Below are 24070 nucleotides of genomic sequence, written 5' to 3'. Positions count from 1 at the left end.
GCCATGAGCAAACGTCTTACCCCTATGAAAAAAGTGATTCCCCTGCTGCTCTACATCCTGTTCCTGCTGGTGCCGATCTACTGGCTGCTGAACATGTCGTTCAAGAGCAATACCGAAATCCTCGGCGGACTGACTCTTTTCCCACAGGATTTCACGCTGGCGAACTACAAGGTGATCTTCACCGATCCGAGCTGGTACACCGGGTATATCAACTCGCTGTACTACGTCAGTCTGAACACGGTGATTTCCCTGAGCGTGGCGCTGCCGGCGGCCTACGCGTTTTCGCGCTATCGCTTTCTCGGCGACAAGCATCTGTTCTTCTGGCTGCTGACCAACCGCATGGCGCCGCCGGCGGTATTCCTGCTGCCGTTCTTCCAGCTGTACTCGTCGATCGGCCTGTTCGACACCCACATCGCCGTGGCACTGGCGCACTGCCTGTTCAACGTGCCGCTGGCGGTGTGGATCCTCGAAGGTTTCATGTCCGGGGTGCCGAAGGAAATCGACGAAACCGCCTACATCGACGGCTACAGCTTTCCCAAGTTCTTCGTGAAGATCTTCATTCCGCTGATCGGCTCCGGCATCGGTGTGACGGCGTTTTTCTGCTTCATGTTTTCCTGGGTCGAACTGCTGCTGGCGCGCACGCTGACCTCGGTGAACGCCAAACCGATCGCGGCGGTGATGACGCGCACGGTGTCGGCGTCCGGCATTGACTGGGGCGTACTGGCGGCGGCGGGGGTGTTGACTATTCTCCCCGGCATGCTGGTGATCTGGTTCGTTCGCAACCACGTGGCCAAGGGCTTTGCCCTGGGCCGGGTCTGAGGAACTGATGATGGAATGGATGAGCTGGACCGTCCCGACGGCGGCGTTTTTCATCGTGATCGGGTTGATCCTGGTGGGCATGACCACCTGGGAATTGCGCTCGCCGAGCATCTTGCGGCGAGGGTTTCTGCCGATTGCCACCACCCGTGGCGATCGCTTGTTCATCGGTCTTCTCGGCAGCGCCTACCTGCATCTGCTGGTAATCGGCGTGACCGACTGGAGCATCTGGGTAGCGTCCGCGTTGTCCCTGGTGTGGCTGTTGGCTGTGATGCGTTGGGGCTAGTCGAATCGCTCGGCAATCTTGCTCCGAAAACCTAACAGGAGGTCTCTATGTTCGATAAGAAAAATAAGCTGCGACATAGCATTTCATTGGCAGCCATGCTGGCACTCAGCGGTTTGAGCGCGTCCGCCTGGGCCGACGCCTACGAAGATGCCGCAAAAAAATGGATCGGCAGCGAATTCAAGCCGTCGACCCTGACGGCCGAGCAGCAACTCGAAGAACTGAAGTGGTTCATCAAGGCGGCCGAGCCGTTTCGCGGGATGGACATCAAGGTCGTCTCGGAAACCCTGACCACCCACGAATATGAATCCAAGGTGCTGGCCAAGGCCTTCAGCGAAATCACCGGCATCAAGCTGACCCACGACCTGCTGCAGGAAGGCGACGTCGTGGAAAAAATGCAGACGGTGATGCAGTCGGACAAGAACATCTACGATGGCTGGGTCAACGACTCGGACCTGATCGGTACGCACTTTCGCTACGGCAAGACCGAATCGATCACCGACCTGATGGCCAACGAAGGCAAGAACTTCACCTCGCCGACCCTCGACATCAAGGACTTCATCGGCATCTCCTTCACCACTGCGCCGGACGGCAAGATCTATCAATTGCCCGACCAGCAGTTCGCCAACCTGTACTGGTTCCGCGCCGACTGGTTCGAACGCGCCGACCTGAAAGCCAAGTTCAAGGAAGAGTACGGCTATGAACTCGGCGTGCCGGTGAACTGGTCGGCCTATGAAGACATCGCCAAATTCTTCAGCGAAGACGTCAAGGAAATCGACGGCAAGCGCATTTACGGGCACATGGACTACGGCAAGAAAGACCCGTCGCTGGGCTGGCGCTTCACCGATGCCTGGTTCTCCATGGCCGGTGGCGGCGACAAGGGCATTCCCAACGGCTTGCCGGTGGACGAGTGGGGGATTCGCGTCGAGGATTGCCACCCGGTCGGTTCCAGCGTGACCCGCGGCGGCGACACCAACGGCCCGGCGGCGGTGTTCGCCACCACCAAATACGTCGACTGGCTGAAGAAGTACGCGCCACCGGAAGCGGCGGGCATGACCTTCTCCGAATCCGGCCCGGTGCCGTCCCAGGGCAACATCGCCCAGCAGATCTTCTGGTACACCGCGTTCACCGCCGACATGACCAAGCCGGGCCTGCCGGTGGTCAACGCCGACGGCACGCCGAAATGGCGCATGGCGCCATCGCCGCGCGGGCCGTACTGGGAAGAGGGGATGAAACTCGGTTATCAGGACGTGGGCTCGTGGACCTTCATGAAATCCACGCCTGAGAAACAGAAACTCGCGGCCTGGCTGTACGCGCAGTTCGTGACTTCGAAAACCGTGTCGCTGAAGAAAACCATCGTCGGCCTGACTCCGATTCGCGAGTCGGACATCAACTCGCAAGCGATGACCGACCTGGCACCGAAACTCGGTGGTCTGGTCGAGTTCTACCGCAGCCCGGCCCGCGTGCAATGGACGCCGACCGGCACCAACGTGCCGGACTATCCACGTCTGGCACAACTGTGGTGGAGCCACATCGCCGAAGCCGCCAGCGGCGAGAAGACCCCGCAACAGGCCCTCGACGGTCTGGCCAAGGATCAGGACGCGATCATGACCCGTCTGGAACGCTCCAAGGCCCAAGCGGTGTGCGCACCGAAAATGAACCCCGAGCGCGACGCGCAATACTGGTTCGACCAGCCGGGCGCACCAAAACCGAAACTGGCCAACGAGAAGCCGAAGGGCGAAACCGTGAGCTACAACGAACTGCTCAAGTCGTGGGAGGCGGCACGCAAGTAAGCGTTTTTTGCGGGATGGGACGGCACCTTCGGGTGCCGTTTTTCTTAGCCCTCGATTTCACGTTTCACCGCCCGACGCACCGCTTTGAGGAGGGCGTTTTCAAAGGCGTTGTGCCCGGCGTGCAGCAGCCGGCAGTGAATGTTCATGCGTTGCCTGAGCCAGCGCACGCTGGCCATGCCATGGGTGTCGCGGATGCCCTGGATCAGCAGGGTATTGTCGTCGAGGGTCAGGTATTCGTCCTTTGGTGTGAAGAAATAGTTGTGCAGGTGGTAATGCAGTTCGAGGCGGATCGCGAGCACCGCTTCCTGATCGACGAAGCGCTCCAGTGTGGCGCGGCAAATCGTCTGCCCTGTGCGACGTAGAACAGCGTTCAACCATTCGATGGCGGCGCGGTGTTGCTGCGATGGACAGCCTTCGCCGAGGATCCGGTAGATGTCCTTCGCGCGATGGCCTGACGACGTTTGAGGCGATTGCGCCAGCCCGTCATTGAGCGCCTGATCGTAGGCCCGGACATTGTCGGCAAACGGCACGAATACCGAGACCAGCGTGGTTTTCAGCAGGTGCTGCGGGTAGCGCTGCTGGTACTGGATCGCCAGCCAACTACCCCATGACACGCCCAGCACGCTGATTTTTTCGAAGCCGAAATGCTGGCGCAGGGCATCGATGTCTTCGACACACTGTCCGGTGCTGTTGTCCCGCAGTTCGCCGTAGGGCGTCGAGCGCCCGCAGCCCCGTTGGTCAAACAGGATGATGTCGAACCGGCCCGTATCGAAGAACTGCAAATGGTGGCGGCTGATACGCCCGCCGGGGCCGCCATGGAGGAAAAACACCGGATCGTGTCCCGGAACACCATGGCGTTCCCAATAGAGTTGATGGCCGTCGCCGGTCGGGTAATAACCTCGGCTGTGCAGGGAAAAGCTCATGGCGTCGGAACCGTCAGACGATAGAACTGGAACAGCTCGACCTGCCCCGGTCGCGCCGCGACGCTGGATTCAAGTTTCAGGTGGTGGAGGGAGGCGAGCCAGGTGACCGGGATCAGCACCGGCGTGTGACCAAAGACGAGGATCGTGCCACCGGGTTTTACGCAGCGGATCAGCGACTCGAAGGCGTTCTTCGCCTCTCGGCGGGTCAAGACTTCGGCGTTGAGGAACCGCAGTATCAAAACATCGCAGCGAATCCCGGCATCGGAAGCCTCACTCGCCTCCAGCACGTCGAATTCGACGGAGATCCCGCTGTGACATCGCCTGGCGTGTTCGATCATCGAGGCCGAACGGTCACTGCCCAGGCACAGACAGTCGGGCAGGGCGCGGGCGAGGTGGGCGATGAACGCGCCAGTCGAACAGGCCGGGTCGTAAATCAGCGCGCCTTTTTCAGTGATGGCCTGGAGCAGTCCGGCGCAGTATTCGCGCAAATGGTGCTCGTCGGTATTCAGCTGTTCGGCCAGTGATTCGTTGCATTGCCAGAAGTCTGCCGGGCAGACCGCTTCCCGACCCGCCTCATCCAGCAGTGGATAGGGAAAAAGGATCTCGCTGTCAGCCTGATGCAAGGCGTGCTCAAAGAACTGCGCTTTGTCTGCGGGGGAGACCGTCCGATAGCCGATCGACAACCCGTCATTACCCCACAATGAATGGAGATGCGGGCCAAATAACATGTCGGGTTTGAGCGCGCTGCTGGCCTGCCACTGAAAATGCCGGTCACGTTGCAGGAGCTTGCGGCCGACCCAGAGCTCATCGTTCACCCGCAGGAAAAAAACCTGATGCATTCCGCTACCGCGTGGTTCGAGGTATTGGCCAACAGCGCCGTTCTCGTTGAGGTAAAGGCGCATCGAACGAGCCAGTGTCAGTTCCCGGTTGCGGTCGAGTCGGTTCATGGGGCTGGCCTCTCCAGCGTACGGCCCCGCGCTTGCGGGATGACGACGTTGCCGCTGGAGACCACGAAGAAGCGTTCCAGTCCGGGGATCACCACGTTGAGCAGGGTGGTGCCGAGCTCGGTTCGCTGCAGGATCGCGGCCCCCAGCGTACGGCCATGAATCCGCAGGTCTTGAGTCAGCAAGTGCAGTTGATTGTCCACCGACAGGTCTTTGGCGGAACCCGCCAGTCTCACCTCGTGTTGAACGCAGCGATGCAGCAGCGTCTGCGGATCGAACTGCGCACAGCGCAGCAGGCGCGGGAAGGGCTGCAGGTTGCGCAGCGCATTGACTAGCGTCTGGTGGTATTCGGGTTCGGCGGCACTCAGTTGCAACTGCACCAGTTCAGTGAGCGCCCGCCACGCCGCATGGCGCGGGTCGACAGAGCTGCCGCTGCCGAATACCTGTGGATGAGCGCCCGGCTTCGTCGTGAACGCCAGAAACGTTCGGGTCATGAACTCGGTGCTGATATCCACCAGCACGATTTCGCCGTCGATTTCCTGTTCGGCATCGGCCCATAGACGACCGAGTTCGTCGCTTTCATTGAGGCGCGCCACCCGTCGCAGCGGTGGATGGTTCTGGTAATAAAAATGATCGAGCAGAAATAGCGACACGGCGTCGCGTTCGATGCACTCGTTGGCGGCGTGCAGCATCGCTTCGTTGTAGGTGGCGCCTATCGCGGTGCCGCTGTTGCTGGCGTAGCGCTGCACGGCGCGGTAGTCCGCCATGCCCGGTGACGAGGGCAAGCGTGAACCGTTCGGCGAGGTCAGCGCCACCGGATAGGAAAACCGGTCATGCCACGGCGGACAGACATAGGTCCGGCAGGTGATGCGCACGTTTTGCTGGCAGGTGAGCCTGTGCAGGAGCGAGTCATCGGCAAACACCGGCGTGTCTTTGAAATAGCGTTCCGTTTCGTGGTGAACATCGTAGGTACAGAGTTCATCCGTCCAGTAGTGCTCGAGCGCTTCATAAAGCGCGCCCAGGTGCGCCTGATCCGCATAGCCCTTGCCGGAGCCACGGGCATGACGGTTGTCGTCGCCATGAAGACTCGCCTGAACGGCAACCACTTTGCTGCCGAGGGTGCGGGTGTGCGGTGTGAGGCCCAGGCGTGAAAGTTCGGTGTGAATACGCCGTTCTGCCTGATCGGCCGTGAGCTCACGCTCGGCCAACGTTGTCTTGTCCATGATTCCCTTCCTGGAAAGCCCGCGAGGGCGCAAGGCCCCCGCGGGTTCTGTCACTCGGCGTTGAGTTCCGCCTGTTCTTCCTCGGTCAGTTGCAGCGCTTCGATCTGCTCTGGCGAGGGTGCTTCCTGCTCTTCCAGTTCATCGATAGGGTTTGCGTTCAAGCTGCCCATGTAGCCCATGATGTTGCTCCTTGGTTGTTGTTTGGGAGTGCTGTTGCAAGCACGAGCCGAATCTAAAAGGGCGGTGAGGGCGGGGTCAAAAATGTCCAGACGTTTCCAGCCGTGGGTTTCAGCGGTGTCGAAACACGTACTGATAAAACGTGAATTGACGCCGGGCGGACTTGTTTCTGGGGGGCAGAACTGCGTGGCAACGGGCGAACCATGCGAAAGGAGTCAGCGGTTTGAGGCGTTCTGGCGTCTGCCGCTGTCGGACGTTTCAGCGCGGGGACGACGCAAATTCGTACTGAAGGATTTACGGGGATGGATGCAGCACTTGTGCGGTGATTTTTCCCATGAGGTTTCAGAAAACACCGCACAAATCGGCTTGAAGGTTTAGTGCCGTTCCCGGTGCATCGCGGGAAACACCAGACTGAATACCGTCATCGCCCCCGGACGGCTTTGAACCTGCGCGGAGCCCTGATGCAAGGTCATGATCGAATGCACGATGGCCAGCCCCAGACCGGTACTGCCCTGTGAACGGGTGCGACTGCTGTCGACCCGGTAAAAACGGTCGAACAGATACGGCAGGTGCTGCGCTTCGATGCCTGTGCCGGGATTGCTCACCCGCAGCGACACCTCGTTTGGCGCCTGTTCGATGAACAGCGAAACGGTCTTGCCGGACGGGCAGTGGCGCAGGGCATTGGACAGCAGATTGGAAATCGCTCGCTGAATCATCAGCCGGTCGCCCGACACCTGAGCGCTGCCGATGACTTTCAGGTCGATCTGTTTGTCCTGCGCCGTCAGAGAAAACAGATCGGCCACTCTGAACGCCTCTTCCTCCAGCGCAATCGGCTCGAACGAGGCGTGCGCCGCAGGCTGGCTGGCCTGGGCCAGGAACAGCATGTCCGAGACAATCCGCGCGACCCGCTCCAGCTCTTCGGTGCAGGACACCAGAACGTTGGTGTATTCCTCGACCGAGCGCTCCCGCGACAGCGTCACCTGGGCCTTGCCCATCAGGTTGTTGATCGGCGTACGCAGTTCGTGGGCCAGGTCATCGGAGAACTGCGACAGCTGCTGCACGCCGTTGTCCAGGCGATCGAGCATGACGTTGATGCCCTGCGCCAGTTCGCTGAGTTCCTGGGGCATGTTCAGCACCGACAGGCGATGATCGAGATCCTGCGTCGTCACTCGTGCCGCCACTTTGCGGAATTCGCGCAACGGTGCCAGCCCTCGCTGCACGGCGCCCCATGCGGTCAGGCCGATGTACACCAGCAGCAACGGCAAAGCCATCAACGTCGAGCGCAAATAAGCGCTGAGCAGAGCCTGATCGTGGGCGTTATCCATCGACAGCAGCACTGGTACGCTGCTGCCGTCCTTGAGGCGAATCAGCTTGGAGACGGTGAGAAACTTCCCGCCTTCAGCATCGGCGCTGTCGGTGTGGGTCAACTGATCGGTGGTCGCCCGTACCGCTTTCAGTTCAACCCGTGGATCGGTCAGGCCCGACCCGGATTTGAGCAGCGGGGTGCGCAGGTTGTTCAGGTCATAAATGGTCAGGGTCAGGTTGTCGTGCCCCATGACCTGATCGAGCAGAATGTGCGGCTTGGCGCTGATCTCACCGGTGTCGGCGTACAACGTCAGGCTGTGCTCGACCTGTTCCATCTTTTTTTCCAGGCTGTCCCGGGACAACGCGTTCAGCTCATGGGTCAGGGCGAAATACGCGAGGATCGCCAGGAACACCACCAGCAATGCGCCGAGAATGCTGACCGTCAGCCCCAGCCGCAGCGACAGGCTGGCCGGCTTCATTCCCGTGCCTCCAGCACATAGCCGACACCGCGCAGGGTGTGGATCAGTTTGCTGTCGAACGGGTCGTCGATTTTCGCTCGCAAGCGGCGGATCGAGACTTCGACCACGTTGGTGTCGCAGTCGAAATTCATGTCCCACACCAGCGAGATGATCTGGGTGCGGGTCAGCACTTCGCCGGACTGGCGCATCAGCAGGTGCAGCAGGGCGAACTCCTTGGTGGTCAGGTCGATGCGCTGCGTGCCACGAAACGCCCGGTGACGGCCCGGATCGAGTTCCAGATCGGCGACCTTGAGCACCTGCGGCACCGGAATATTTTCACTGCGCCGCATCAACGTGCGTACCCGCGCCAGCAGTTCCGGAAACTCGAACGGCTTGACCAGATAATCATCGGCACCCAGATCCAGACCCCGGATCTTGTCCGCCAGCCGCCCGCGTGCGGTGAGCATCATCACTCGGGTGGAGTGGGTGCGACGCAGTTGTTCCAGCACGCTCCAGCCGTCGAGTTCCGGCAGGTTCACATCGAGAATGATCAGGTCATAAACCTGTTGTTGCGCCAGGTGCAAACCATCTGCGCCATTGACGGCGTGATCAACGATATAACCACTTTCGGTCAGGCCCTGATGCAAGTATTCGGCAGCTTTAAGCTCGTCCTCGACGACAAGGATTCGCATGATGTTTCACCACTTTTAATGAATGGGTATTTAAGTAAGTGAGTCTGGAAGTTGCATTTTTTGCAGGGGCTTCCTGTCGGGCTTTGGAGCTGAGTGACGTGCACGGTAAAGGCTGTAGTGGCTACAGAGTCAACGCCTGAGGCCTTTAAATCGGCCATCCGCGACAGCCTGTCGCAGCGAAATGGTTGGTTTTTCATGACTTTCATTTCGGCAAGTGCTGTTCGGCAGATAACTAACGCGTATTTGTTTCCATGTATTGCAATAGCCCCAGTCGAACTTCGAATCCTAGAGCAAAACAACTTCGATAAACCGTGGATAACGGATTTGTAATGTTCACGTCACCTTGTCGATAAGTTCAAAACCCTACCGTGGCGCCATCAACGATTCTTGATTGAAGGAAGCCTTCCATTGCCCGGTTTAATTGAACTGACGGCGCGATCACGCCTGAAAAAAACCGCCAGCGGCCTCTTGTTGCTGGCCTGTACCAGCCTTACCAGCGCATCGACCCTGACGCTGGATCAGGCGCTGCAAACCGCGTTCGCCGGCAACCCGGATCTGGCTGCCGCGCAGTGGGAAATCGGCATTGCCGAAGGTGACCGCAAACAGGCCGGGCTGATCCCCAACCCCGAAGTGTCGTGGGAGGCCGAGGACACCCGGCGCGAATCGCGCACCACCACGGTGATGCTCAGACAGCCGATCGAGCTGGGCGGCAAGCGTGGCGCGCGGATTGATGTGGCGAGTCGTGCGCAGGATGCCGCCGGCATTGAACTGGAGCGCAAGCGCAACGCGCTGCGCGCTGACGTGCTTCAAGCGTTCAACGGTGCGCAGACCGCGCAGCAACGTTTGCAATTGGCCCGGCAGTCGCTGCAACTCGCCGAGCACGGTTTGCGTGTGGCGCAGGGGCGGATCGAGGCAGGCAAGTCGTCGCCGGTGGAAGGCACGCGGGCGCAAGTGCAGCTTTCGGAGGTGCGCCTGGAGCTAAGCCGCGCCGAGCGCGATCAGGCCAATGCGTACCAGCAATTGGCTCAGGTCATGGGCGCACCGTTGCCCACTTCGACCACGGTGCAAAGCGCTGCTCAGAACCTGGCCAATGTCCCGCCGCCCACCCGTTTGCTTGAGCGCCTGAACGAGACGGCGGAGCTGCGCCTGGCCAGGTTGCAGATCGACCAGCGCGAGGCGTCGCTGGGGCTGGAAAAGTCCCAGCGGATTCCCGATCTCACCGTCAGCATCGGCAGCCAGTACAGCGAAACCGAGCGCGAGCGGGTCAACGTGGTCGGGCTGTCGATGCCGATTCCGCTGTTCAACCGCAATCAGGGCAACGTGCTGGCGGCGGCGCGGCGTACCGATCAGGCGCGGGACCTGCGCAACGCCACCGAGCTTCGTTTGCGCACGGAAATCCAGACCACGCTGGCGCAATGGCAGACCGCCAATGGCGATATCCAGGCGTTCGACCGGACCATCCTGCCCGCCGCGCAAAGTGCGGTCGACAGCGCCACTCGCGGTTTCGAAATGGGCAAGTTCGGCTTCCTCGACGTACTCGACGCCCAGCGCACATTGATCGCCGCTCGCAGCCAATACATCCAGGCGGTGAGCGAGGCGACCGACGCCCGGGTCCGCATCGAACGCATCTTCGGCGATCTCAGCGCCAACCCTTGAATTTCAACTTTCTGATCACTGCGCGATGGTTTGGCGCAGAGGAGTTTTTCCATGGACAAAAAACTGATCGTGGTCGCTGCGGCGACGTTGGCGCTGGGCATTGGCATCGGCTCGATGTGGAGCGGCAATGCGTCTATCGATGCGCATGCCGATGAAGCGGCGGAACACGCCGATCACGCCGAAGAAGGCGCCGCTGCTGACGGCGAGCACGACGAAGAAGGACACATCGAATTGACTGCCGAGCAGATCGCGGCGGCGGGGATTCAACTGGCCGCCGCCCAGGCGCAGAACTTCAGCCTCGGTCTGTCATTTCCCGGCGAAGTGCGTTTCGACGAAGACCGCACCGCGCATGTGGTGCCGCGCGTGCCGGGCGTGGTCGAGTCGGTGTCGGTCAATCTCGGGCAGTCGGTGAAGAAGGGCCAGTTGCTGGCGGTGATCGCCAGTCAGCAGATTTCCGATCAGCGCAGTGAACAGGCAGCCGCGCAACGTCGCTTGGCCCTGGCCCGCACGACGTTCGAGCGTGAGAAGAAACTGTGGCAGGACAAGATCTCCGCCGAACAGGATTTCCTTCAGGCACGTCAGGCCCTGGAAGAAGCCGAAATCGCCGTGAGCAATGCCCGGCAAAAGATCAGCGTGCTCAGTGGAAGTGTGGTCGCCACCGGAGGCAATCGCTATGAACTGCGGGCGCCTTTTGACGGTGTAGTGGTGGAAAAACACCTGACGCCGGGCGAGGTGGTCGATGAAACCACGGCGGCGTTCACGCTCTCGGATCTGTCGCGGGTGTGGGTCACGTTCGGCGTTTCGCCGAAGGACCTGAACAAGGTGCAGGTGGGCAAATCCGTCACCGTCAGCGCGGCGGAGTTGAACGCCGAAGTCAGCGGCACCGTGGCTTACGTCGGCAGCCTGCTCGGCGAACAGACCCGTACCGCGACCGTGCGCGTCACCCTGGAAAACCCGCAAGGCTCATGGCGTCCCGGCCTGTTCGTCACCGCGCTGGTCGCCACCGACAGCCGTCAGGCCAAAGTCGCCGTACCGGAAACCGCGATCCAGACCGTCGAGGACAAACCCACGGTATTCGTGCGCACCGACGACGGCTTCAAGGCCCAAGCGGTGGAGCTGGGCAATCGCGCGGCGGGTCAGGTGGAAGTCACCGCCGGACTGGAAGCGGGCGTGCAAGTCGCCAGCGCCGGCAGCTTCGTCCTCAAATCGGAGCTGGGCAAAGCCTCGGCCGAGCACAGTCATTAATCGCGGAAGACTCCCATGTTCGAACGCCTGATCCAGTTTGCCATCGAGCAGCGCATCATCGTGCTGCTCGCCGTTCTGCTAATGGCCGGCCTCGGCATCGCCAGTTATCAGAAACTGCCGATCGACGCTGTGCCCGACATCACCAACGTCCAGGTTCAGATCAACACCGGCGCGGCCGGATTCTCGCCGCTGGAAACCGAGCAGCGCATCACCTTTCCGATTGAAACCGCGATGGCCGGTCTGCCGGCGCTGGAGCAGACGCGCTCGCTGTCGCGCTCGGGTTTGTCCCAGGTCACGGTGATCTTCAAGGACGGCACCGATCTGTTCTTTGCCCGGCAATTGGTCAACGAACGGTTGCAGTCGGCCAAGGAGCAGTTGCCTGAAGGCGTGGAAGCGGTGATGGGGCCGATTTCCACCGGGCTCGGCGAGATCTTTTTATGGACGGTCGAGACCAAGGAAGGCGCGCTGAAAGATGACGGAACGCCCTACACGCCGACCGATCTGCGGGTGATCCAGGACTGGATCATCAAGCCGCAACTGCGCAATGTCCCAGGCGTGGCCGAGATCAACACCATCGGCGGTTTTGCCAAGGAGTACCAGATTGCGCCCGATCCGAAAAAACTCGCTGCCTACAAACTGACCCTCACCGATCTGGTGACGGCGCTGGAGCGCAACAACGCCAACGTCGGCGCCGGCTACATCGAGCGCAGCGGCGAGCAATTGCTGATTCGCGCGCCGGGCCAGGTAGCGAGCACCGAGGACATCGCCAACATCGTCATGGCCAACGTCGACGGCACGCCGATCCGGATCAAGAATGTCGCCACCGTGGACATCGGCCGCGAACTGCGCAGCGGCGCCGCCACGGAAAATGGCCGCGAAGTGGTGCTCGGCACGGTGTTCATGCTGATCGGCGAAAACAGTCGCACAGTCTCCCAGGCCGTCGCCGCGAAGCTCGAACAGATCAACAAGTCGTTGCCCGCCGGCGTGATCGCGGTGCCGGTGTATGACCGTACGCATCTGGTCGACAAGGCCATCGCCACGGTGAAGAAAAACCTCGTCGAAGGCGCGATTCTGGTGATCGCGATTCTGTTTCTGTTCCTCGGCAACATCCGCGCTGCGCTGATCACGGCGATGGTGATTCCGCTGTCGATGCTGTTCACCTTCACCGGCATGTTCAGCAACAAGGTCAGCGCCAACCTGATGAGCCTCGGCGCGCTGGACTTCGGGATCATTGTCGACGGCGCGGTGGTAATCGTTGAAAACACCCTGCGACGGCTGGCCCATGCGCAGCAGCACCACGGACGCCTGCTGACGCGATCCGAGCGTTTCCATGAAGTGTTTGCGGCGGCGAAAGAGGCGCGGCGACCGCTGATTTTCGGCCAGTTGATCATCATGGTGGTGTACCTGCCGATCTTCGCCCTGAGCGGCGTCGAAGGGAAAATGTTCCACCCGATGGCGTTCACCGTGGTCATCGCGTTGCTTGGCGCCATGCTGTTGTCCGTGACCTTTGTGCCGGCGGCGATTGCGTTGATCGTGACCGGCAAGGTCAAGGAAGAAGAGGGCGTGGTGATGCGCGGCGCACGTCGCGTTTATGCACCGGCGCTGGACTGGGTCATGTCCCATCGGACGATGGCGGTCGGCGCGGCGTTGGGTGTGATCGTGCTCAGCGGTGTGGTCACCGGGCGCATGGGCAGCGAGTTTGTGCCGAGTCTGAGCGAAGGCGATTTTGCCTTGCAGGCGTTGCGCGTGCCGGGCACCAGCCTGACGCAATCGGTGGATATGCAGCAGCGGCTGGAAACGTTGATCCTCAATAAGGTGCCGGAAGTCGAGCGTGTATTCGCCCGCACTGGCACTGCGGAAATCGCCTCCGACCCGATGCCGCCGAACATCTCCGACAGCTACGTGATGCTCAAGCCCAAAGAGCAATGGCCAGACCCGGGCAAGTCCCGCGAAACCCTGATGGCCGAACTGCAGCAAGCCGCGGCAACGCTGCCGGGCAGCAACTATGAACTGTCGCAGCCGATCCAGTTGCGCTTCAACGAACTGATCTCCGGCGTGCGCAGCGACGTGGCGGTCAAGGTGTTCGGTGATGACATGGACGTACTCAACGCCACGGCGGCGCAGATTGCCGCCGCGATGCAGAAGGTCAACGGCGCGTCCGAGGTAAAGGTCGAGCAAACCACCGGTCTGCCGGTGCTGACCATCAATATCGATCGCGACAAGGCCGCGCGTTACGGGCTCAACGTCGGCGATGTGCAGGACACCATTGCGGTGGCCGTCGGTGGGCAGAAGGCCGGGACGCTGTATGAAGGTGATCGTCGATTCGACATGGTGGTGCGGTTGTCCGACGCCATGCGCAAGGACATCGACGGGTTGTCGGCATTGTTGATTCCGGTGCCGGCGGCGGGTGGTGATGCCTCCAGTCAGATCGGCTTCATTGCGCTGAAGGACGTTGCCAGCCTCGATCTGGTGCTGGGGCCGAATCAGGTCAGCCGCGAAAACGGCAAGCGCCTGGTGATCGTCAGCGCCAACGTGCGTGGGCGTGACATCGGTTCTTTTGTCGCCGAGGCGGGCGAAGTGATCGAGCGCGACATGCAGGTGCCGGCGGGTTACTGGACCACCTGGGGCGGGCAGTTCGAGCAACTGCAATCGGCGGCCAAGCGCTTGCAGATCGTGGTGCCGGTGGCGTTGCTGCTGGTGTTCGGGTTGCTGTTCATGATGTTCAACAACCTCAAGGACGGCTTGCTGGTGTTCACCGGGATTCCGTTTGCGCTGACCGGCGGGGTCATGGCGTTGTGGCTGCGGGACATTCCGCTGTCGATCTCGGCGGGTGTCGGGTTTATCGCGCTGTCCGGTGTGGCGGTGCTCAACGGGTTGGTGATGATCGCGTTTATCCGCAACTTGCGGGAGGAAGGGCGCTCGCTGTCCGAAGCGATTCACGAAGGTGCGCTGACGCGATTGCGCCCGGTGTTGATGACGGCGCTGGTGGCGTCTCTGGGCTTCATTCCGATGGCCCTGGCGACCGGCACCGGGGCCGAGGTGCAGCGACCACTGGCGACGGTGGTGATTGGCGGGATCCTGTCATCGACCATTCTCACGTTGCTGATCCTGCCGGCGCTGTATCAGCTGGCACATCGTCGGGACGAGGAATCGCCCGCTGCTGTTTAGTCACTTCGGGGTTCAAAAACAGGCCCGCGATTGCGGGCCTTTCTACATAACGGATATGTAATTTCGGCGCCACCGTCACGAAAGGTTCGGATTGTTACCTTGATTCCGTCAGTGACTTGAATGAGGAATCAACGATGAAACTTGCACAGATTGGCGCTTTTGCCGTGGCTCTGATGATGTCTTCCCTGGTGTTGGCCGAAGGTGGCGGCGACCGCACTTTCGACCGAATGATGGCCGCCAATGAGCGCTCGATGGAGGTGTTTGCTGCGAAGGAAAAGGCCCGTGATCCGGTCGTCGTGAACGACAAGAAGGACGACAAGACCCAAGACCTGTAAGCGTGCTGCCAGTGAATGAGCCCGTCATCGCGCATCGATGGTGGGCTTTTTTATGAGTCGTGTTTTGAAGGAAACGAATATGAAAACTCTAAAGCTGTTGGCGTTTACCGCTGTCATGGCGATGTCCTTGAATGCGTTGGCCGAAGGCGGTGGCGACAGAACGTTCGACCGGGCGCTCAGTGCCAACACCAAAGCCATGGAGCAGTACGCGGCCAGTCAGGGCAAAGCGGCGCCGGTGGTCAAGGAATATGAGTACGGAATGAAGCTGGATGTGAAGAAGGTGGTGAGTGTTGTCCGGCCGAAAAATGAATGCGCTGTTGTGCCGGCTGCGATGACTTACGAGGACTCAAAAGGGCAGCTCAATACGGTCACTTACAACGTGATGGGGAATTGTCGTCAGCAGGGTGGTTAACGTTAATCCCGGCTGACGCGCCCGGTTCATGTTCAGTGAGTCGGGCTATTTTTCATCCATAAAAAAGGCGTCCCGAAGGACGCCAAAGATTCACCTCTTACCAAAGGAGCAAGGAGCTTCTAAAGGTGAATGGGCATTGCTCGTGAAACTCAGAGAATCGCCAGCGGGTATTCGACGATCACCCGCACTTCATCCAGGTCTGACTCGAATGCGGTGGCGCGGGTCGTGGCCTGGCGCAGACGCAGCGACAGGTCTTTCATCGAACCGCTCTGCACCACGTATTTGACTTCGATATCACGTTCCCAGCGCTTCTGGTCGGTCAGCGGATTGCCCTCGGCATCGCGGCGCATGTACACGGCGTTGGCGTTGGAGTAATCGGCGTCGGTGCCGCGGGCATAACGGGTCATGAACGACAGGCCCGGTACGCCATAGGTGGTCATGTCGAGGTCGTAGCGCACCATCCACGAACGTTCTTTCGGCGAGTTGAAGTCGCTGTACTGAATGGAGTTGTCGAGGAAGATCGAGTCGGACTGACGCAGGTAATCGAAGTCGTCATTGCCGTTGTTGCGCTGGTGGGAAATGGCGACCGAGTGGGCGCCGAGTTTCACGCCGACGCGGCCGCTCCAGATGTTGTTGTCGAACTCGCCGAGCAATTGTTTGCCTTCGTCGATCGCCTTGTAGTAGTTCAGGCCGCCGAACAGCGACAGGTCATCCGACAGCGGATACGTCCAGGCGGTGCCGGCGTAGTACTGGTTCCAGGCATCTTTCAGGCGACTGGAATACAGGCTGAAACTCAGGTTTTTGTTCAGTGCGTAATCGCCGCCGCCGTAAGCGATCCATGGCGAATTGACCGGGCCGGCATAGAAGGTCGCGAAGTTTTCACGCAGGTCGCTGGAAACCGGCTGGCTCATCGCATGCAGCCGGCCGCCCTGGATCGACAGGCCTTCGATGCTGGTGTTGGTCGCCGTCACACCGCGAAAGCTTTCCGGCAGCAATCGCGAATCGCCTGCCGCGACCACCGGGTTGGCCGGGAACACATCACCGACTTTCACCACCGTATCGAAAGCGCGCACTTTGGCGGCGCCACCGACCTTGGTGTACTCGTCCCGCGCTTCACCGTCGCTGTTGACCGGCAACACATCGAACGAACTGCGGCCACCGTTGCGGCCGTCACCGGTATCGAGTTTCAAACCGATCATCGCAAACGCATCCACCCCGACCCCGACCCCGACGGTGCCCTGGGTGAAACCGGATTCGAACTTGCCGATGATGCCGTGGGCCCAGGCTTCGGAGTAACCATTGCCCGTCGGGCTGGATTGGCCGTTGCGGTGGTCACGGTTGAAGTAAAGGTTACGGTTGAGCACCGTCAGGCTGCTGCCTTCGATAAACCCTTCGGGTTTTTCTTCTGCAAACACCGTGGACGGCCCGGCGCCGACGACCACTGCCAGAGCGGCCATCGACATTTTTGTGTTGTTAACCATCAATCACTCCTTGGGTTCGGCAGAACGGGAACGAGCTTCGGCGTGGGTTTTATTGTTCGACGGGCAAAGGGCCCGCCGGGAGAGTCGCCGGGTGACATCGTTGCAGGCTGCGGATAACGCGAAGGTGATTGGGGAATTACAATTTCGTTAGGTGGGATTGCGATTGACTCGTCGGAACAATCCGCAGCACTATCCGACCATGACCACCCAACTTCGAATGACCATGATGTGCTCCTCTATGACCGCTTCCGGCGGGCCATAAGGTCATGCATGTCTGGCAAAGACGTGTTGTTACCCATAGCCCCGCCAGAAATGGACGGGGCTTTTTCATGCCCGTCCGCACATGGCTCAAGGAAAGAGAAATGTTCGAAATGAAAAGAGCCAACCCGGACGATGCCGGGATAGCGTTCGAGATTCGCCGACTGGCGATCCGGCATCAATGCATCGGTGCCTACAGCGAGCAGCAAATGCTCGACTGGACAAAAGGCTCGGCAGCAGACGGTTATGACACGCTCATGCAAAAGCATTTCTATCTGGGTTGCGTTGAGGGGGAGCCCGTGGCAACCGGCATGCTCGATCTGGAGCACCGCGAAATCGGCGCAATCTTCATCCATCCGGATTTCATGCAGCGCGGTCTGGGTAAGCGTGTGCTGCACTTTCTGGAAGCGCTGGCACAGGATCTGGGACTGGCAGAGGTTTGTCTGGATGCGACGTTGAATGCCGCTGATTTTTATCGGCGTTGCGGTTACGTCGGGGAGGGGAGTGCGATCTACCAATCGCCTTCAGGTCTGCAACTGGCTTGCGTGCCAATGGTGAAAAAACTCAAGACGGTCTAGACGCAAAAACGGCACCCGAAGGTGCCGTTTCTGTTTGTAGCCAAGTATCGCTGAGCGATCAGCCCGCCAGCCCCGATTGCTGAACCAGGGTCAGCAACGGTTGTGGGTACAGGCCGAGGAAGAACGCCAGGACGGCAATCGCCAGCAGCATCACGCCACCTGCTTTCTGTTCCCAGTGCAGTTGGGCGTCGTGGCGGCGCAGGTTTGGTTCGATCAGGTACAGGGTGACCATCACGCGCAGGTAGTAGAAGACGCCGATGGCGCTGCCCAGTACCAGCGAACCTACCAGCCACCATTGGTGCGACTCGACACCGGTGGCGATGATGTAGAACTTGCCAATGAAGCCTGCAGTCAGCGGGATACCGGCTAGGGACAGCATCATCACGGTCAGGACGGCGGTCAGGTACGGACGGCGCCAGAACAGGCCGCGGTACTCGTACAGGGCGTCTGCGTCACGGCCGTTGTACGGCGAGGACATCAGGGTGATCACGCCGAAGGCGCCGAGGCTGGTGATCACGTAGGTGACCAGGTACACGCCGATGGCTTCCACCGCCAGACCCTTGCTCGCCACCAGTGCGATCAGCAGGTAGCCGAAGTGCGCGATGGACGAGTAACCGAGCAGACGCTTGAGGTTGCTCTGGGTCAGGGCCAGCAGGTTACCGAACAGGATCGAGGCGATGGCGATGATGGTCAGCACGTTGCTCAGAACGCCACTGCTTGCAGCAGGGGAGATCTGGAACAGACGAACCATGACCGCGAACACAGCCACTTTCGACGCGGTGGCGAGGAACGCGGCCACCGGTGCCGGAGCACCTTCGTACACGTCCGGCGTCCACAGGTGGAACGGTACCAGCGACAGCTTGAACGCCAGACCGATCAGCATCATGCCCAGGCCCAGTTGCGCCAGCGAGCTTGGCAGGCCGGTCGCGGCCAGTGCCTGACCGATACCGACGAAGCTCAGCGAACCCGAGTCGGCGTACAGCAGCGCCATACCGAACAGCAGGAACGCGGAACCGGCGGCCGACAGCACCATGTACTTGATGCCGGCTTCCAGCGAACGCTTGTTGAAGAAGGCGTAGGCAACCAGACCGTAGACCGGCACCGACAGCAGTTCCAGACCGATGAACAGGCCGGCCAGGTGCTGCGCGCTGACCAGAACCAGGCCACCGGCGGCAGCCATCAGGATCAGCAGGTACAGTTCTTCACGGTTGCCCGGGTAACCCGAACCGCCATCGCCGAGGTAGGCGTGGGCGAGGGTGACGCAAGCGAGGGTGGCGACCAGGATCAGCGCCATGTACAGGCAGGCAAAGGTGTCGATCTGCAGCAATGGAGTCACGGCCAGAGGCGCGACTTTCAGCGCTGGCAGGATCGACAGCAAGGCCAGGTTCAGACCGGCCACCGAAATCAGGAAGGTCTGCGAGTGGTTGCGGCGCCAGGCGATTGCCAGCATCACCACGATAATGGTGAGGCTGGTGATCAACAGTGGCGCAAGCGCAATAAAGTGTTGAATCGTGAATTCCATAGCGCTCTTACCGGGCCGAAGCGAGTTGAGTGAAGGCGGTGCCGAGCCACTGCTGCACGCCATGCATCGTGGCGGCAGAAGTGTCGAGGAACGGTTGCGGGTAGACGCCGAGGTAAATCAGCAGTACCGCAAGGCCCAGCACCATGATCAGTTCGCGACCGTCCATGCCGTGCAGGATCGAATCCGATTTGGACGGACCGAAGTAAGCGCGGTGGATCATGATCAGCGAGTAGACCGAACCGAACACCAGACCGGAGGTGGCAATCGCGGTGATCCATGGAGCACTGGCGAACGTACCGATCAGGATCAGGAACTCGCCGACGAAGTTACCGGTACCCGGCAGACCCAGAGAGGCGGCTGCGAAGAACAGGCTGATCGCCGGCAGGTAAGCGATACGCGACCACAGACCGCCCATCTCACGCATGTCACGAGTATGCAGACGCTCGTACAGCTGACCGCTGAGGATAAACAGTGCCGCGGCCGACAGACCGTGGGCCAGCATCTGGATCACAGCACCTTGCAGGGCCAGTTGGCTGCCGGAGTAGATGCCGATCAGTACGAAGCCCATATGGGAAACGGACGAGAAGGCGATCAGACGCTTGATATCGGTTTGCGCGAACGCCAGGAACGCACCGTAGAAGATCCCGATCAGACCGAGGGTCATGGCAATCGGCGCGAACTCGGCCGAGGCGTTCGGGAACAGCGGCAGGGCGAAACGCAGCAGACCGTAGGCCGCGGTTTTCAGCAAGATACCGGCGAGGTCGACGGAACCTGCAGTCGGTGCCTGGGCGTGAGCGTCAGGCAGCCAGGAGTGGAACGGAACCACTGGCAGCTTGACCGCGAAGGCGATGAAGAAGCCGAGCATCAGGATGTACTCGGTGGTCATCGACATCTTGGTCTTCAACAGATCGGCGTAGTTGAAGGTGATCACGCCGGTGCTGTTGTAGTTGACCAGGACCAGACCGAGGATCGCCACCAGCATGATCAGGCCGGAAGCCTGAGTGAAGATGAAGAACTTGGTCGCAGCGTAGATCCGGGTTTTCTTGCCGTCCGAAGAACTGTGACCCCAGAGCGCGATGAGGAAGTACATCGGCACCAGCATCATTTCCCAGAAGAAGAAGAACATGAACAGGTCGAGGGCGAGGAACACGCCGACAACGCCGCCCAGGATCCACATCAGGTTCAGGTGGAAGAAGCCAACGTGACGTTGAATCTCTTTCCACGAGCAGAGTACCGACAGGATACCCAGCAGACCGGTCAGCAGGATCATCAGCAGCGACAGGCCGTCGAGGGCCAGGTGCACGTTGATGCCGAAGCGCTGGATCCAGACGTGCTTGAACTCAAGCGCCCAGGTCGGATCGGCGCCAGGCGCCGGAGCAAATGAATAGTCACCGTGGGCCCACAGCCAGAGGCCGAGGGCGAGTTCCAGGGTCATGGTCAACAGCGCAATCCAGCGGGGGAGGGTAGCGCCGAAGCGCTCACCCATCCAGCACAGCAGGCCGCCGATGAAGGGGATCAGGATTAGCCAAGGCAGAATCATGACGGGCTCGTTTCCTTTCGCAAATTCGCAAGGTTCATATCAGACCGCTACCAGCACGACAGCGCCGATGACCAACACGGCACCAGCAGCCATCGAAGCAGCGTACCAACGCAGTTGACCGGTTTCGGTACGGCTCAGGGCAGTGTGACCACCCTTGGCCATGCGCGGGATCAGACCGATGGTCTGGTCGAGCGGGTCTTTGCGCAGCATGTGGCTGATCGCAAGGTACGGCTTCACGAACAGTTTGTCGTAGATCCAGTCGAAGCCCCAGGCAGCGAACCACCAGGCCGAAAGGAGACGGCCGATGCCGCTGTTGGCGATCGCGGTCACGAAGCGACGCTTGCCGAGGAACAGCACGGCTGCCAGCAGGATACCGGCCAGGGCGATGGCACCCGAGGCGATTTCCAGACTGTGCTTGGCTTCGCCACCGGCATGGCCAACGCTTTCAGGCAGTACGCCGTGCAGCGGTGGAACGATCATGGCGCCGACGAAGGTCGACAGCACGATCAGCACCGACAGCGGCAGCCAGTGAGCGATGCCATGGCCGGCGTGGGCTTCGGTCTTGGCTTCACCGTGGAACGCGATGAAGATCAGGCGGAAGGTGTACAGCGACGTCATGAATGCGCCGACCAGACCTGCGTAAAGCAGACCGTGGTTGCCGCTGGCGAACGCTTCCCAGAGGATTTCGTCCTTGGAGTAGAAACCTGCGGTCACCAGAGGCAGGGCAGCCAGAGCGGCACCACCGACGATGAAGCTGGCGTAGGCCAGCGGCAGTTTCTTCCACAGGCCGCCCATCTTGAAGATGTTCTGCTCGTGGTGGCAGGCAACGATCACCGCACCGGAGGCAAGGAACAGCAGGGCCTTGAAGAAGGCGTGGGTCATCAGGTGGAAGATCGCGCCTTCCCAGGCGCCAACGCCCAGCGCCAGGAACATGTAGCCGATCTGGCTCATGGTCGAGTAGGCGAGGATACGTTTGATGTCGGTTTGTACCAGCGCGGCGAAACCGGCCAGAACCAGGGTCACACCACCGACGATGCCGACCAGGTGCAGGATGTCCGGCGCCAGGGCGAACAGACCGTGGGTACGGGCGATCAGGTAGACGCCAGCGGTAACCATGGTTGCGGCGTGGATCAGTGCCGAAACCGGGGTAGGGCCGGCCATCGCGTCCGCCAGCCAGGTTTGCAGCGGCAGTTGAGCCGATTTACCGACCGCACCACCCAGCAGCATCAGGGTGGCCAGCACGATCCAGAAATCACCGACCTTGAAGTGTTCAGGCGCCTTCACCAGCAGTTCCTGGACGTTCAGCGTGCCCAGTTGCTGGAACAGGATGAACAGGCCGATCGCCATGAACACGTCGCCGATACGGGTGACGATGAAGGCTTTCAGTGCGGCGTTACCGTTGTTGCGGTTGCTGTAGTAGAAACCGATCAACAGGTACGAGCACAGGCCCACGCCTTCCCAACCGAAGTAGATGAACAGCAGGTTATCGCCCAGGATCAGGAACAGCATGCTGGCGATGAACAGGTTGGTGTACGAGAAGAAGCGCGAGTAACCGTCTTCGCCACGCATGTACCACGATGCAAACAGGTGGATCAGGAAGCCGACACCGACGACCACACCGAGCATGGTCACGGACAGACCATCCAGGTACAGCGCGAAGTCAGGCTGGAAACCTTCCACCGACATCCAGCGCCACAGCACCTGGGTGTAGACGCCACCTTCCGGTGGCGCGACGTTGAATTGCCAGATCACGTAGGCCGCGACGATGGCAGACAGGCCGATGGAGCCGACACCGATCAGCGCCGACAGGTTTTCCGAGAAGCGGCCGCGCGAGAACGACAGCAACAGGAACCCGATCAGAGGGAATACGAAAGTCAGAAAGAGTAGGTTCATCCGCGCATCTCACTGGCAGCGTCGATATCGAGCGTGTGGAAGCGGCGATACAGTTGCAGCAGGATCGCCAGGCCAATACTGGCTTCGGCGGCTGCAAGGCTGATCACCAGGATGAACATGATCTGTCCATCCGGTTGCGCCCAGCGGGCGCCCGCAACGATGAAAGCCAGTGCAGAGGCGTTCATCATCACTTCCAGACTCATCAACACGAACAAAATGTTGCGGCGGACCATCAGGCCGACCAGACCAAGGCAGAACAGGATGCCGGCGACGGCTAAACCATGTTCGAGAGGGATAGCAGGCATGTCTTACTCCTTCGCCTCGTTACGGCCCAAATGGAACGCCGTGACGGCTGCAGCGAGCAGCAGCATCGAGGCGAGTTCGACCACCAGCAGATACGGACCGAACAGGCTGATGCCCACGGCTTTTGCATCGACGGTGGTGTGGCCGATGGCCTGACCGCTCTGGTGAGCGAACAGCACATACAGCAGTTCGGCCAGCAGCAGGGCGGCGAGAATCACCGGCCCCGCCCAGATCCCGGGCTTGAGCCAGGTGCGTTCCTGCTGAACCGAGGCCGGGCCCAGGTTCAGCATCATCACCACGAACACGAACAGCACCATGATGGCGCCGGCGTAGGCGATCACTTCCAGCACGCCGGCGAACGGAGCGCCGAGTGCGAAGAAGGTCATGGCCACGGCGATCAACGAAATGATCAGGTAGAGCAGGGCGTGCACAGGATTGGTGTTGGTGACCACACGCAATGTGGACACAACAGCGATACCCGATGCGAAATAGAAAGCGAATTCCATCGTTCTTCCTTAAGGCAGCAAGCTCTTCACGTTGATCGGCTCGGCTTCGTTTTGTGCGGCGCCTTTCGGCTTGCCCGCAACGGCCATACCTGCAACACGATAGAAGTTGTAATCAGGGTTTTTGCCGGGGCCGGAGATCAGCAGATCTTCTTTCTCGTACACCAGGTCCTGACGTTTGAACTCGGCCATCTCGAAATCCGGGGTCAGCTGGATCGCGGTGGTCGGGCAGGCTTCCTCGCAGAGACCGCAGAAAATGCAGCGCGAGAAGTTGATACGGAAGAAGTCCGGGTACCAGCGACCGTCTTCGGTTTCAGCTTTCTGCAGCGAGATGCAACCCACCGGGCAAGCCACGGCGCACAGGTTGCAGGCTACGCAGCGTTCTTCGCCATCAGGGTCGCGGGTCAGGACGATGCGGCCACGGTAGCGTGGTGGCAGGTAGACCGGCTCTTCCGGGTATTGCAGGGTGTCGCGCTTGCGAAAGCCATGGCCGAAGACCATGACCAGGCTGCGCAACTGGGTACCGGTACCCTTAACGATGTCGCCAATATATTTGAACATG

Annotated in this window: 22 protein-coding genes; 9 read left to right on the top strand and 13 right to left on the bottom strand. The window is 60.5% G+C overall.

The window, feature by feature from the left end; translation table 11 throughout:
• The first annotated feature begins 24 nt into the window (after positions 1–24).
• From AC0R79_RS19850 to AC0R79_RS19840, 3 genes are read left to right on the top strand one after another with little or no spacing between them, the layout of a single operon-like run.
• Complete coding sequence (locus tag AC0R79_RS19850; RefSeq protein WP_474735154.1) at positions 25–819, top strand: carbohydrate ABC transporter permease; 795 nt, start codon at positions 25–27, stop codon at positions 817–819.
• A 10-nt stretch (positions 820–829) separates the two neighbouring features.
• Positions 830–1102 carry a DUF2160 domain-containing protein gene (locus AC0R79_RS19845; protein WP_039767461.1) on the top strand — a complete coding sequence of 91 codons (273 nt, stop codon included), beginning with the start codon at positions 830–832 and terminating at the stop codon, positions 1100–1102.
• Positions 1103–1149: 47 nt separating this feature from the next.
• On the top strand, positions 1150–2892 hold the full coding sequence (locus tag AC0R79_RS19840; protein WP_474731404.1) for an ABC transporter substrate-binding protein: 1743 nt from the start codon (positions 1150–1152) through the stop codon (positions 2890–2892).
• Positions 2893–2936: 44 nt separating this feature from the next.
• Here AC0R79_RS19840 and AC0R79_RS19835 read toward each other — a convergent pair whose 3' ends face one another.
• The 6 genes from AC0R79_RS19835 to AC0R79_RS19810 all read right to left on the bottom strand — a co-directional run bounded on the left by AC0R79_RS19835 (position 2937) and on the right by AC0R79_RS19810 (position 8614).
• Positions 2937–3815 carry an alpha/beta fold hydrolase gene (locus tag AC0R79_RS19835; protein WP_474731402.1) on the bottom strand — a complete coding sequence of 293 codons (879 nt, stop codon included), beginning with the start codon at positions 3813–3815 and terminating at the stop codon, positions 2937–2939.
• Positions 3812–4762: a class I SAM-dependent methyltransferase gene (locus tag AC0R79_RS19830; protein WP_474731401.1), complete on the bottom strand. Its 951-nt coding sequence runs from the start codon at positions 4760–4762 to the stop codon at positions 3812–3814. The genes AC0R79_RS19835 and AC0R79_RS19830 overlap by 4 nt, the downstream gene beginning before the upstream one ends.
• Positions 4759–5982 carry a YcaO-like family protein gene (locus tag AC0R79_RS19825; RefSeq protein WP_474731399.1) on the bottom strand — a complete coding sequence of 408 codons (1224 nt, stop codon included), beginning with the start codon at positions 5980–5982 and terminating at the stop codon, positions 4759–4761. The genes AC0R79_RS19830 and AC0R79_RS19825 overlap by 4 nt, the downstream gene beginning before the upstream one ends.
• A gap of 50 nt (positions 5983–6032) precedes the next feature.
• Complete coding sequence (locus tag AC0R79_RS19820) at positions 6033–6161, bottom strand: hypothetical protein (protein ID WP_007951477.1); 129 nt, start codon at positions 6159–6161, stop codon at positions 6033–6035.
• Positions 6162–6533: 372 nt separating this feature from the next.
• Positions 6534–7943, bottom strand: coding sequence for a heavy metal sensor histidine kinase (locus AC0R79_RS19815; protein WP_474731398.1), 1410 nt, complete (start codon positions 7941–7943; stop codon positions 6534–6536).
• Positions 7940–8614 carry a heavy metal response regulator transcription factor gene (locus tag AC0R79_RS19810; RefSeq protein WP_007951475.1) on the bottom strand — a complete coding sequence of 225 codons (675 nt, stop codon included), beginning with the start codon at positions 8612–8614 and terminating at the stop codon, positions 7940–7942. Before AC0R79_RS19810 ends, AC0R79_RS19815 begins: the two co-directional genes overlap by 4 nt.
• 408 nt (positions 8615–9022) lie before the next feature.
• Here AC0R79_RS19810 and AC0R79_RS19805 point away from each other — a divergent pair, with 408 nt between their 5' ends.
• From AC0R79_RS19805 to AC0R79_RS19785, 5 genes are all read left to right on the top strand, one after another.
• A complete protein-coding gene (locus AC0R79_RS19805) occupies positions 9023–10270 on the top strand; it encodes a TolC family protein (RefSeq protein WP_474731394.1) in 1248 nt (415 codons plus the stop codon).
• Between the two features lie 51 nt (positions 10271–10321).
• Complete coding sequence (locus tag AC0R79_RS19800; RefSeq protein WP_127798736.1) at positions 10322–11515, top strand: efflux RND transporter periplasmic adaptor subunit; 1194 nt, start codon at positions 10322–10324, stop codon at positions 11513–11515.
• Between the two features lie 15 nt (positions 11516–11530).
• Entirely contained in the window at positions 11531–14683 is a 3153-nt protein-coding gene (locus AC0R79_RS19795; protein WP_474731392.1) for an efflux RND transporter permease subunit, read from the top strand.
• 134 nt (positions 14684–14817) lie between these two features.
• On the top strand, positions 14818–15018 hold the full coding sequence (locus tag AC0R79_RS19790; RefSeq protein ID WP_273899060.1) for a co-regulatory protein PtrA N-terminal domain-containing protein: 201 nt from the start codon (positions 14818–14820) through the stop codon (positions 15016–15018).
• A gap of 79 nt (positions 15019–15097) precedes the next feature.
• On the top strand, positions 15098–15430 hold the full coding sequence (locus tag AC0R79_RS19785) for a DUF2790 domain-containing protein (RefSeq protein WP_127798730.1): 333 nt from the start codon (positions 15098–15100) through the stop codon (positions 15428–15430).
• Between the two features lie 149 nt (positions 15431–15579).
• On the opposite strand, the gene AC0R79_RS19780 is transcribed toward AC0R79_RS19785, so the two are convergent.
• Positions 15580–16911, bottom strand: coding sequence for an OprD family porin (locus AC0R79_RS19780; protein WP_474731391.1), 1332 nt, complete (start codon positions 16909–16911; stop codon positions 15580–15582).
• 362 nt (positions 16912–17273) lie between these two features.
• Here AC0R79_RS19780 and AC0R79_RS19775 point away from each other — a divergent pair, with 362 nt between their 5' ends.
• Complete coding sequence (locus AC0R79_RS19775; RefSeq protein ID WP_474731390.1) at positions 17274–17747, top strand: GNAT family N-acetyltransferase; 474 nt, start codon at positions 17274–17276, stop codon at positions 17745–17747.
• 58 nt (positions 17748–17805) lie between these two features.
• On the opposite strand, the gene nuoN is transcribed toward AC0R79_RS19775, so the two are convergent.
• Genes nuoN through nuoI form a run of 6 tightly spaced genes read right to left on the bottom strand, consistent with a single transcriptional unit; the run spans position 17806 to position 24069 of the window.
• Positions 17806–19269: an NADH-quinone oxidoreductase subunit NuoN gene (gene nuoN, locus AC0R79_RS19770; protein WP_064597748.1), complete on the bottom strand. Its 1464-nt coding sequence runs from the start codon at positions 19267–19269 to the stop codon at positions 17806–17808.
• 7 nt (positions 19270–19276) lie between these two features.
• Positions 19277–20809: an NADH-quinone oxidoreductase subunit M gene (gene nuoM / locus AC0R79_RS19765; protein ID WP_007951464.1), complete on the bottom strand. Its 1533-nt coding sequence runs from the start codon at positions 20807–20809 to the stop codon at positions 19277–19279.
• A gap of 39 nt (positions 20810–20848) precedes the next feature.
• Entirely contained in the window at positions 20849–22702 is a 1854-nt protein-coding gene (gene nuoL / locus AC0R79_RS19760) for an NADH-quinone oxidoreductase subunit L (RefSeq protein ID WP_474731389.1), read from the bottom strand.
• Positions 22699–23007, bottom strand: a complete 309-nt coding sequence (nuoK, locus tag AC0R79_RS19755; RefSeq protein WP_003180046.1) for an NADH-quinone oxidoreductase subunit NuoK — start codon at positions 23005–23007, stop codon at positions 22699–22701. The genes nuoL and nuoK overlap by 4 nt, the downstream gene beginning before the upstream one ends.
• A 3-nt stretch (positions 23008–23010) precedes the next feature.
• Entirely contained in the window at positions 23011–23511 is a 501-nt protein-coding gene (gene nuoJ / locus AC0R79_RS19750; protein ID WP_007951462.1) for an NADH-quinone oxidoreductase subunit J, read from the bottom strand.
• Between the two features lie 9 nt (positions 23512–23520).
• Positions 23521–24069: an NADH-quinone oxidoreductase subunit NuoI gene (gene nuoI / locus AC0R79_RS19745; RefSeq protein WP_007951461.1), complete on the bottom strand. Its 549-nt coding sequence runs from the start codon at positions 24067–24069 to the stop codon at positions 23521–23523.
• Between the last annotated feature and the right edge of the window lies 1 nt (position 24070).

The sequence above is a fragment of the Pseudomonas sp. HD57-3 genome, assembly GCF_056113135.1.
Note: the sequence above shows the minus strand (reverse complement) of the source record. Positions and strands in the feature narration are given on the sequence as shown.

What these genes read in the sequence shown, in the direction of transcription:
- AC0R79_RS19800 (WP_127798736.1), top strand. Translation starts at nt 10,322, where the DNA reads ATGGACAAAAAACTGATCGTGGTCGCTGCGGCGACGTTGGCGCTGGGC.
- AC0R79_RS19840 (WP_474731404.1), top strand. Translation starts at nt 1,150, where the DNA reads ATGTTCGATAAGAAAAATAAGCTGCGACATAGCATTTCATTGGCAGCC.
- AC0R79_RS19835 (WP_474731402.1), bottom strand. Translation starts at nt 3,815, where the DNA reads ATGAGCTTTTCCCTGCACAGCCGAGGTTATTACCCGACCGGCGACGGC.
- AC0R79_RS19825 (WP_474731399.1), bottom strand. Translation starts at nt 5,982, where the DNA reads ATGGACAAGACAACGTTGGCCGAGCGTGAGCTCACGGCCGATCAGGCA.
- AC0R79_RS19775 (WP_474731390.1), top strand. Translation starts at nt 17,274, where the DNA reads ATGTTCGAAATGAAAAGAGCCAACCCGGACGATGCCGGGATAGCGTTC.
- nuoJ (WP_007951462.1), bottom strand. Translation starts at nt 23,511, where the DNA reads ATGGAATTCGCTTTCTATTTCGCATCGGGTATCGCTGTTGTGTCCACA.
- AC0R79_RS19785 (WP_127798730.1), top strand. Translation starts at nt 15,098, where the DNA reads ATGAAAACTCTAAAGCTGTTGGCGTTTACCGCTGTCATGGCGATGTCC.
- AC0R79_RS19815 (WP_474731398.1), bottom strand. Translation starts at nt 7,943, where the DNA reads ATGAAGCCGGCCAGCCTGTCGCTGCGGCTGGGGCTGACGGTCAGCATT.
- nuoI (WP_007951461.1), bottom strand. Translation starts at nt 24,069, where the DNA reads ATGTTCAAATATATTGGCGACATCGTTAAGGGTACCGGTACCCAGTTG.
- nuoL (WP_474731389.1), bottom strand. Translation starts at nt 22,702, where the DNA reads ATGAACCTACTCTTTCTGACTTTCGTATTCCCTCTGATCGGGTTCCTG.
- AC0R79_RS19790 (WP_273899060.1), top strand. Translation starts at nt 14,818, where the DNA reads ATGAAACTTGCACAGATTGGCGCTTTTGCCGTGGCTCTGATGATGTCT.
- AC0R79_RS19780 (WP_474731391.1), bottom strand. Translation starts at nt 16,911, where the DNA reads ATGGTTAACAACACAAAAATGTCGATGGCCGCTCTGGCAGTGGTCGTC.
- AC0R79_RS19810 (WP_007951475.1), bottom strand. Translation starts at nt 8,614, where the DNA reads ATGCGAATCCTTGTCGTCGAGGACGAGCTTAAAGCTGCCGAATACTTG.
- AC0R79_RS19820 (WP_007951477.1), bottom strand. Translation starts at nt 6,161, where the DNA reads ATGGGCTACATGGGCAGCTTGAACGCAAACCCTATCGATGAACTGGAA.
- AC0R79_RS19845 (WP_039767461.1), top strand. Translation starts at nt 830, where the DNA reads ATGGAATGGATGAGCTGGACCGTCCCGACGGCGGCGTTTTTCATCGTG.
- nuoN (WP_064597748.1), bottom strand. Translation starts at nt 19,269, where the DNA reads ATGGAATTCACGATTCAACACTTTATTGCGCTTGCGCCACTGTTGATC.
- nuoK (WP_003180046.1), bottom strand. Translation starts at nt 23,007, where the DNA reads ATGCCTGCTATCCCTCTCGAACATGGTTTAGCCGTCGCCGGCATCCTG.
- AC0R79_RS19830 (WP_474731401.1), bottom strand. Translation starts at nt 4,762, where the DNA reads ATGAACCGACTCGACCGCAACCGGGAACTGACACTGGCTCGTTCGATG.
- AC0R79_RS19850 (WP_474735154.1), top strand. Translation starts at nt 25, where the DNA reads ATGAAAAAAGTGATTCCCCTGCTGCTCTACATCCTGTTCCTGCTGGTG.
- AC0R79_RS19795 (WP_474731392.1), top strand. Translation starts at nt 11,531, where the DNA reads ATGTTCGAACGCCTGATCCAGTTTGCCATCGAGCAGCGCATCATCGTG.
- nuoM (WP_007951464.1), bottom strand. Translation starts at nt 20,809, where the DNA reads ATGATTCTGCCTTGGCTAATCCTGATCCCCTTCATCGGCGGCCTGCTG.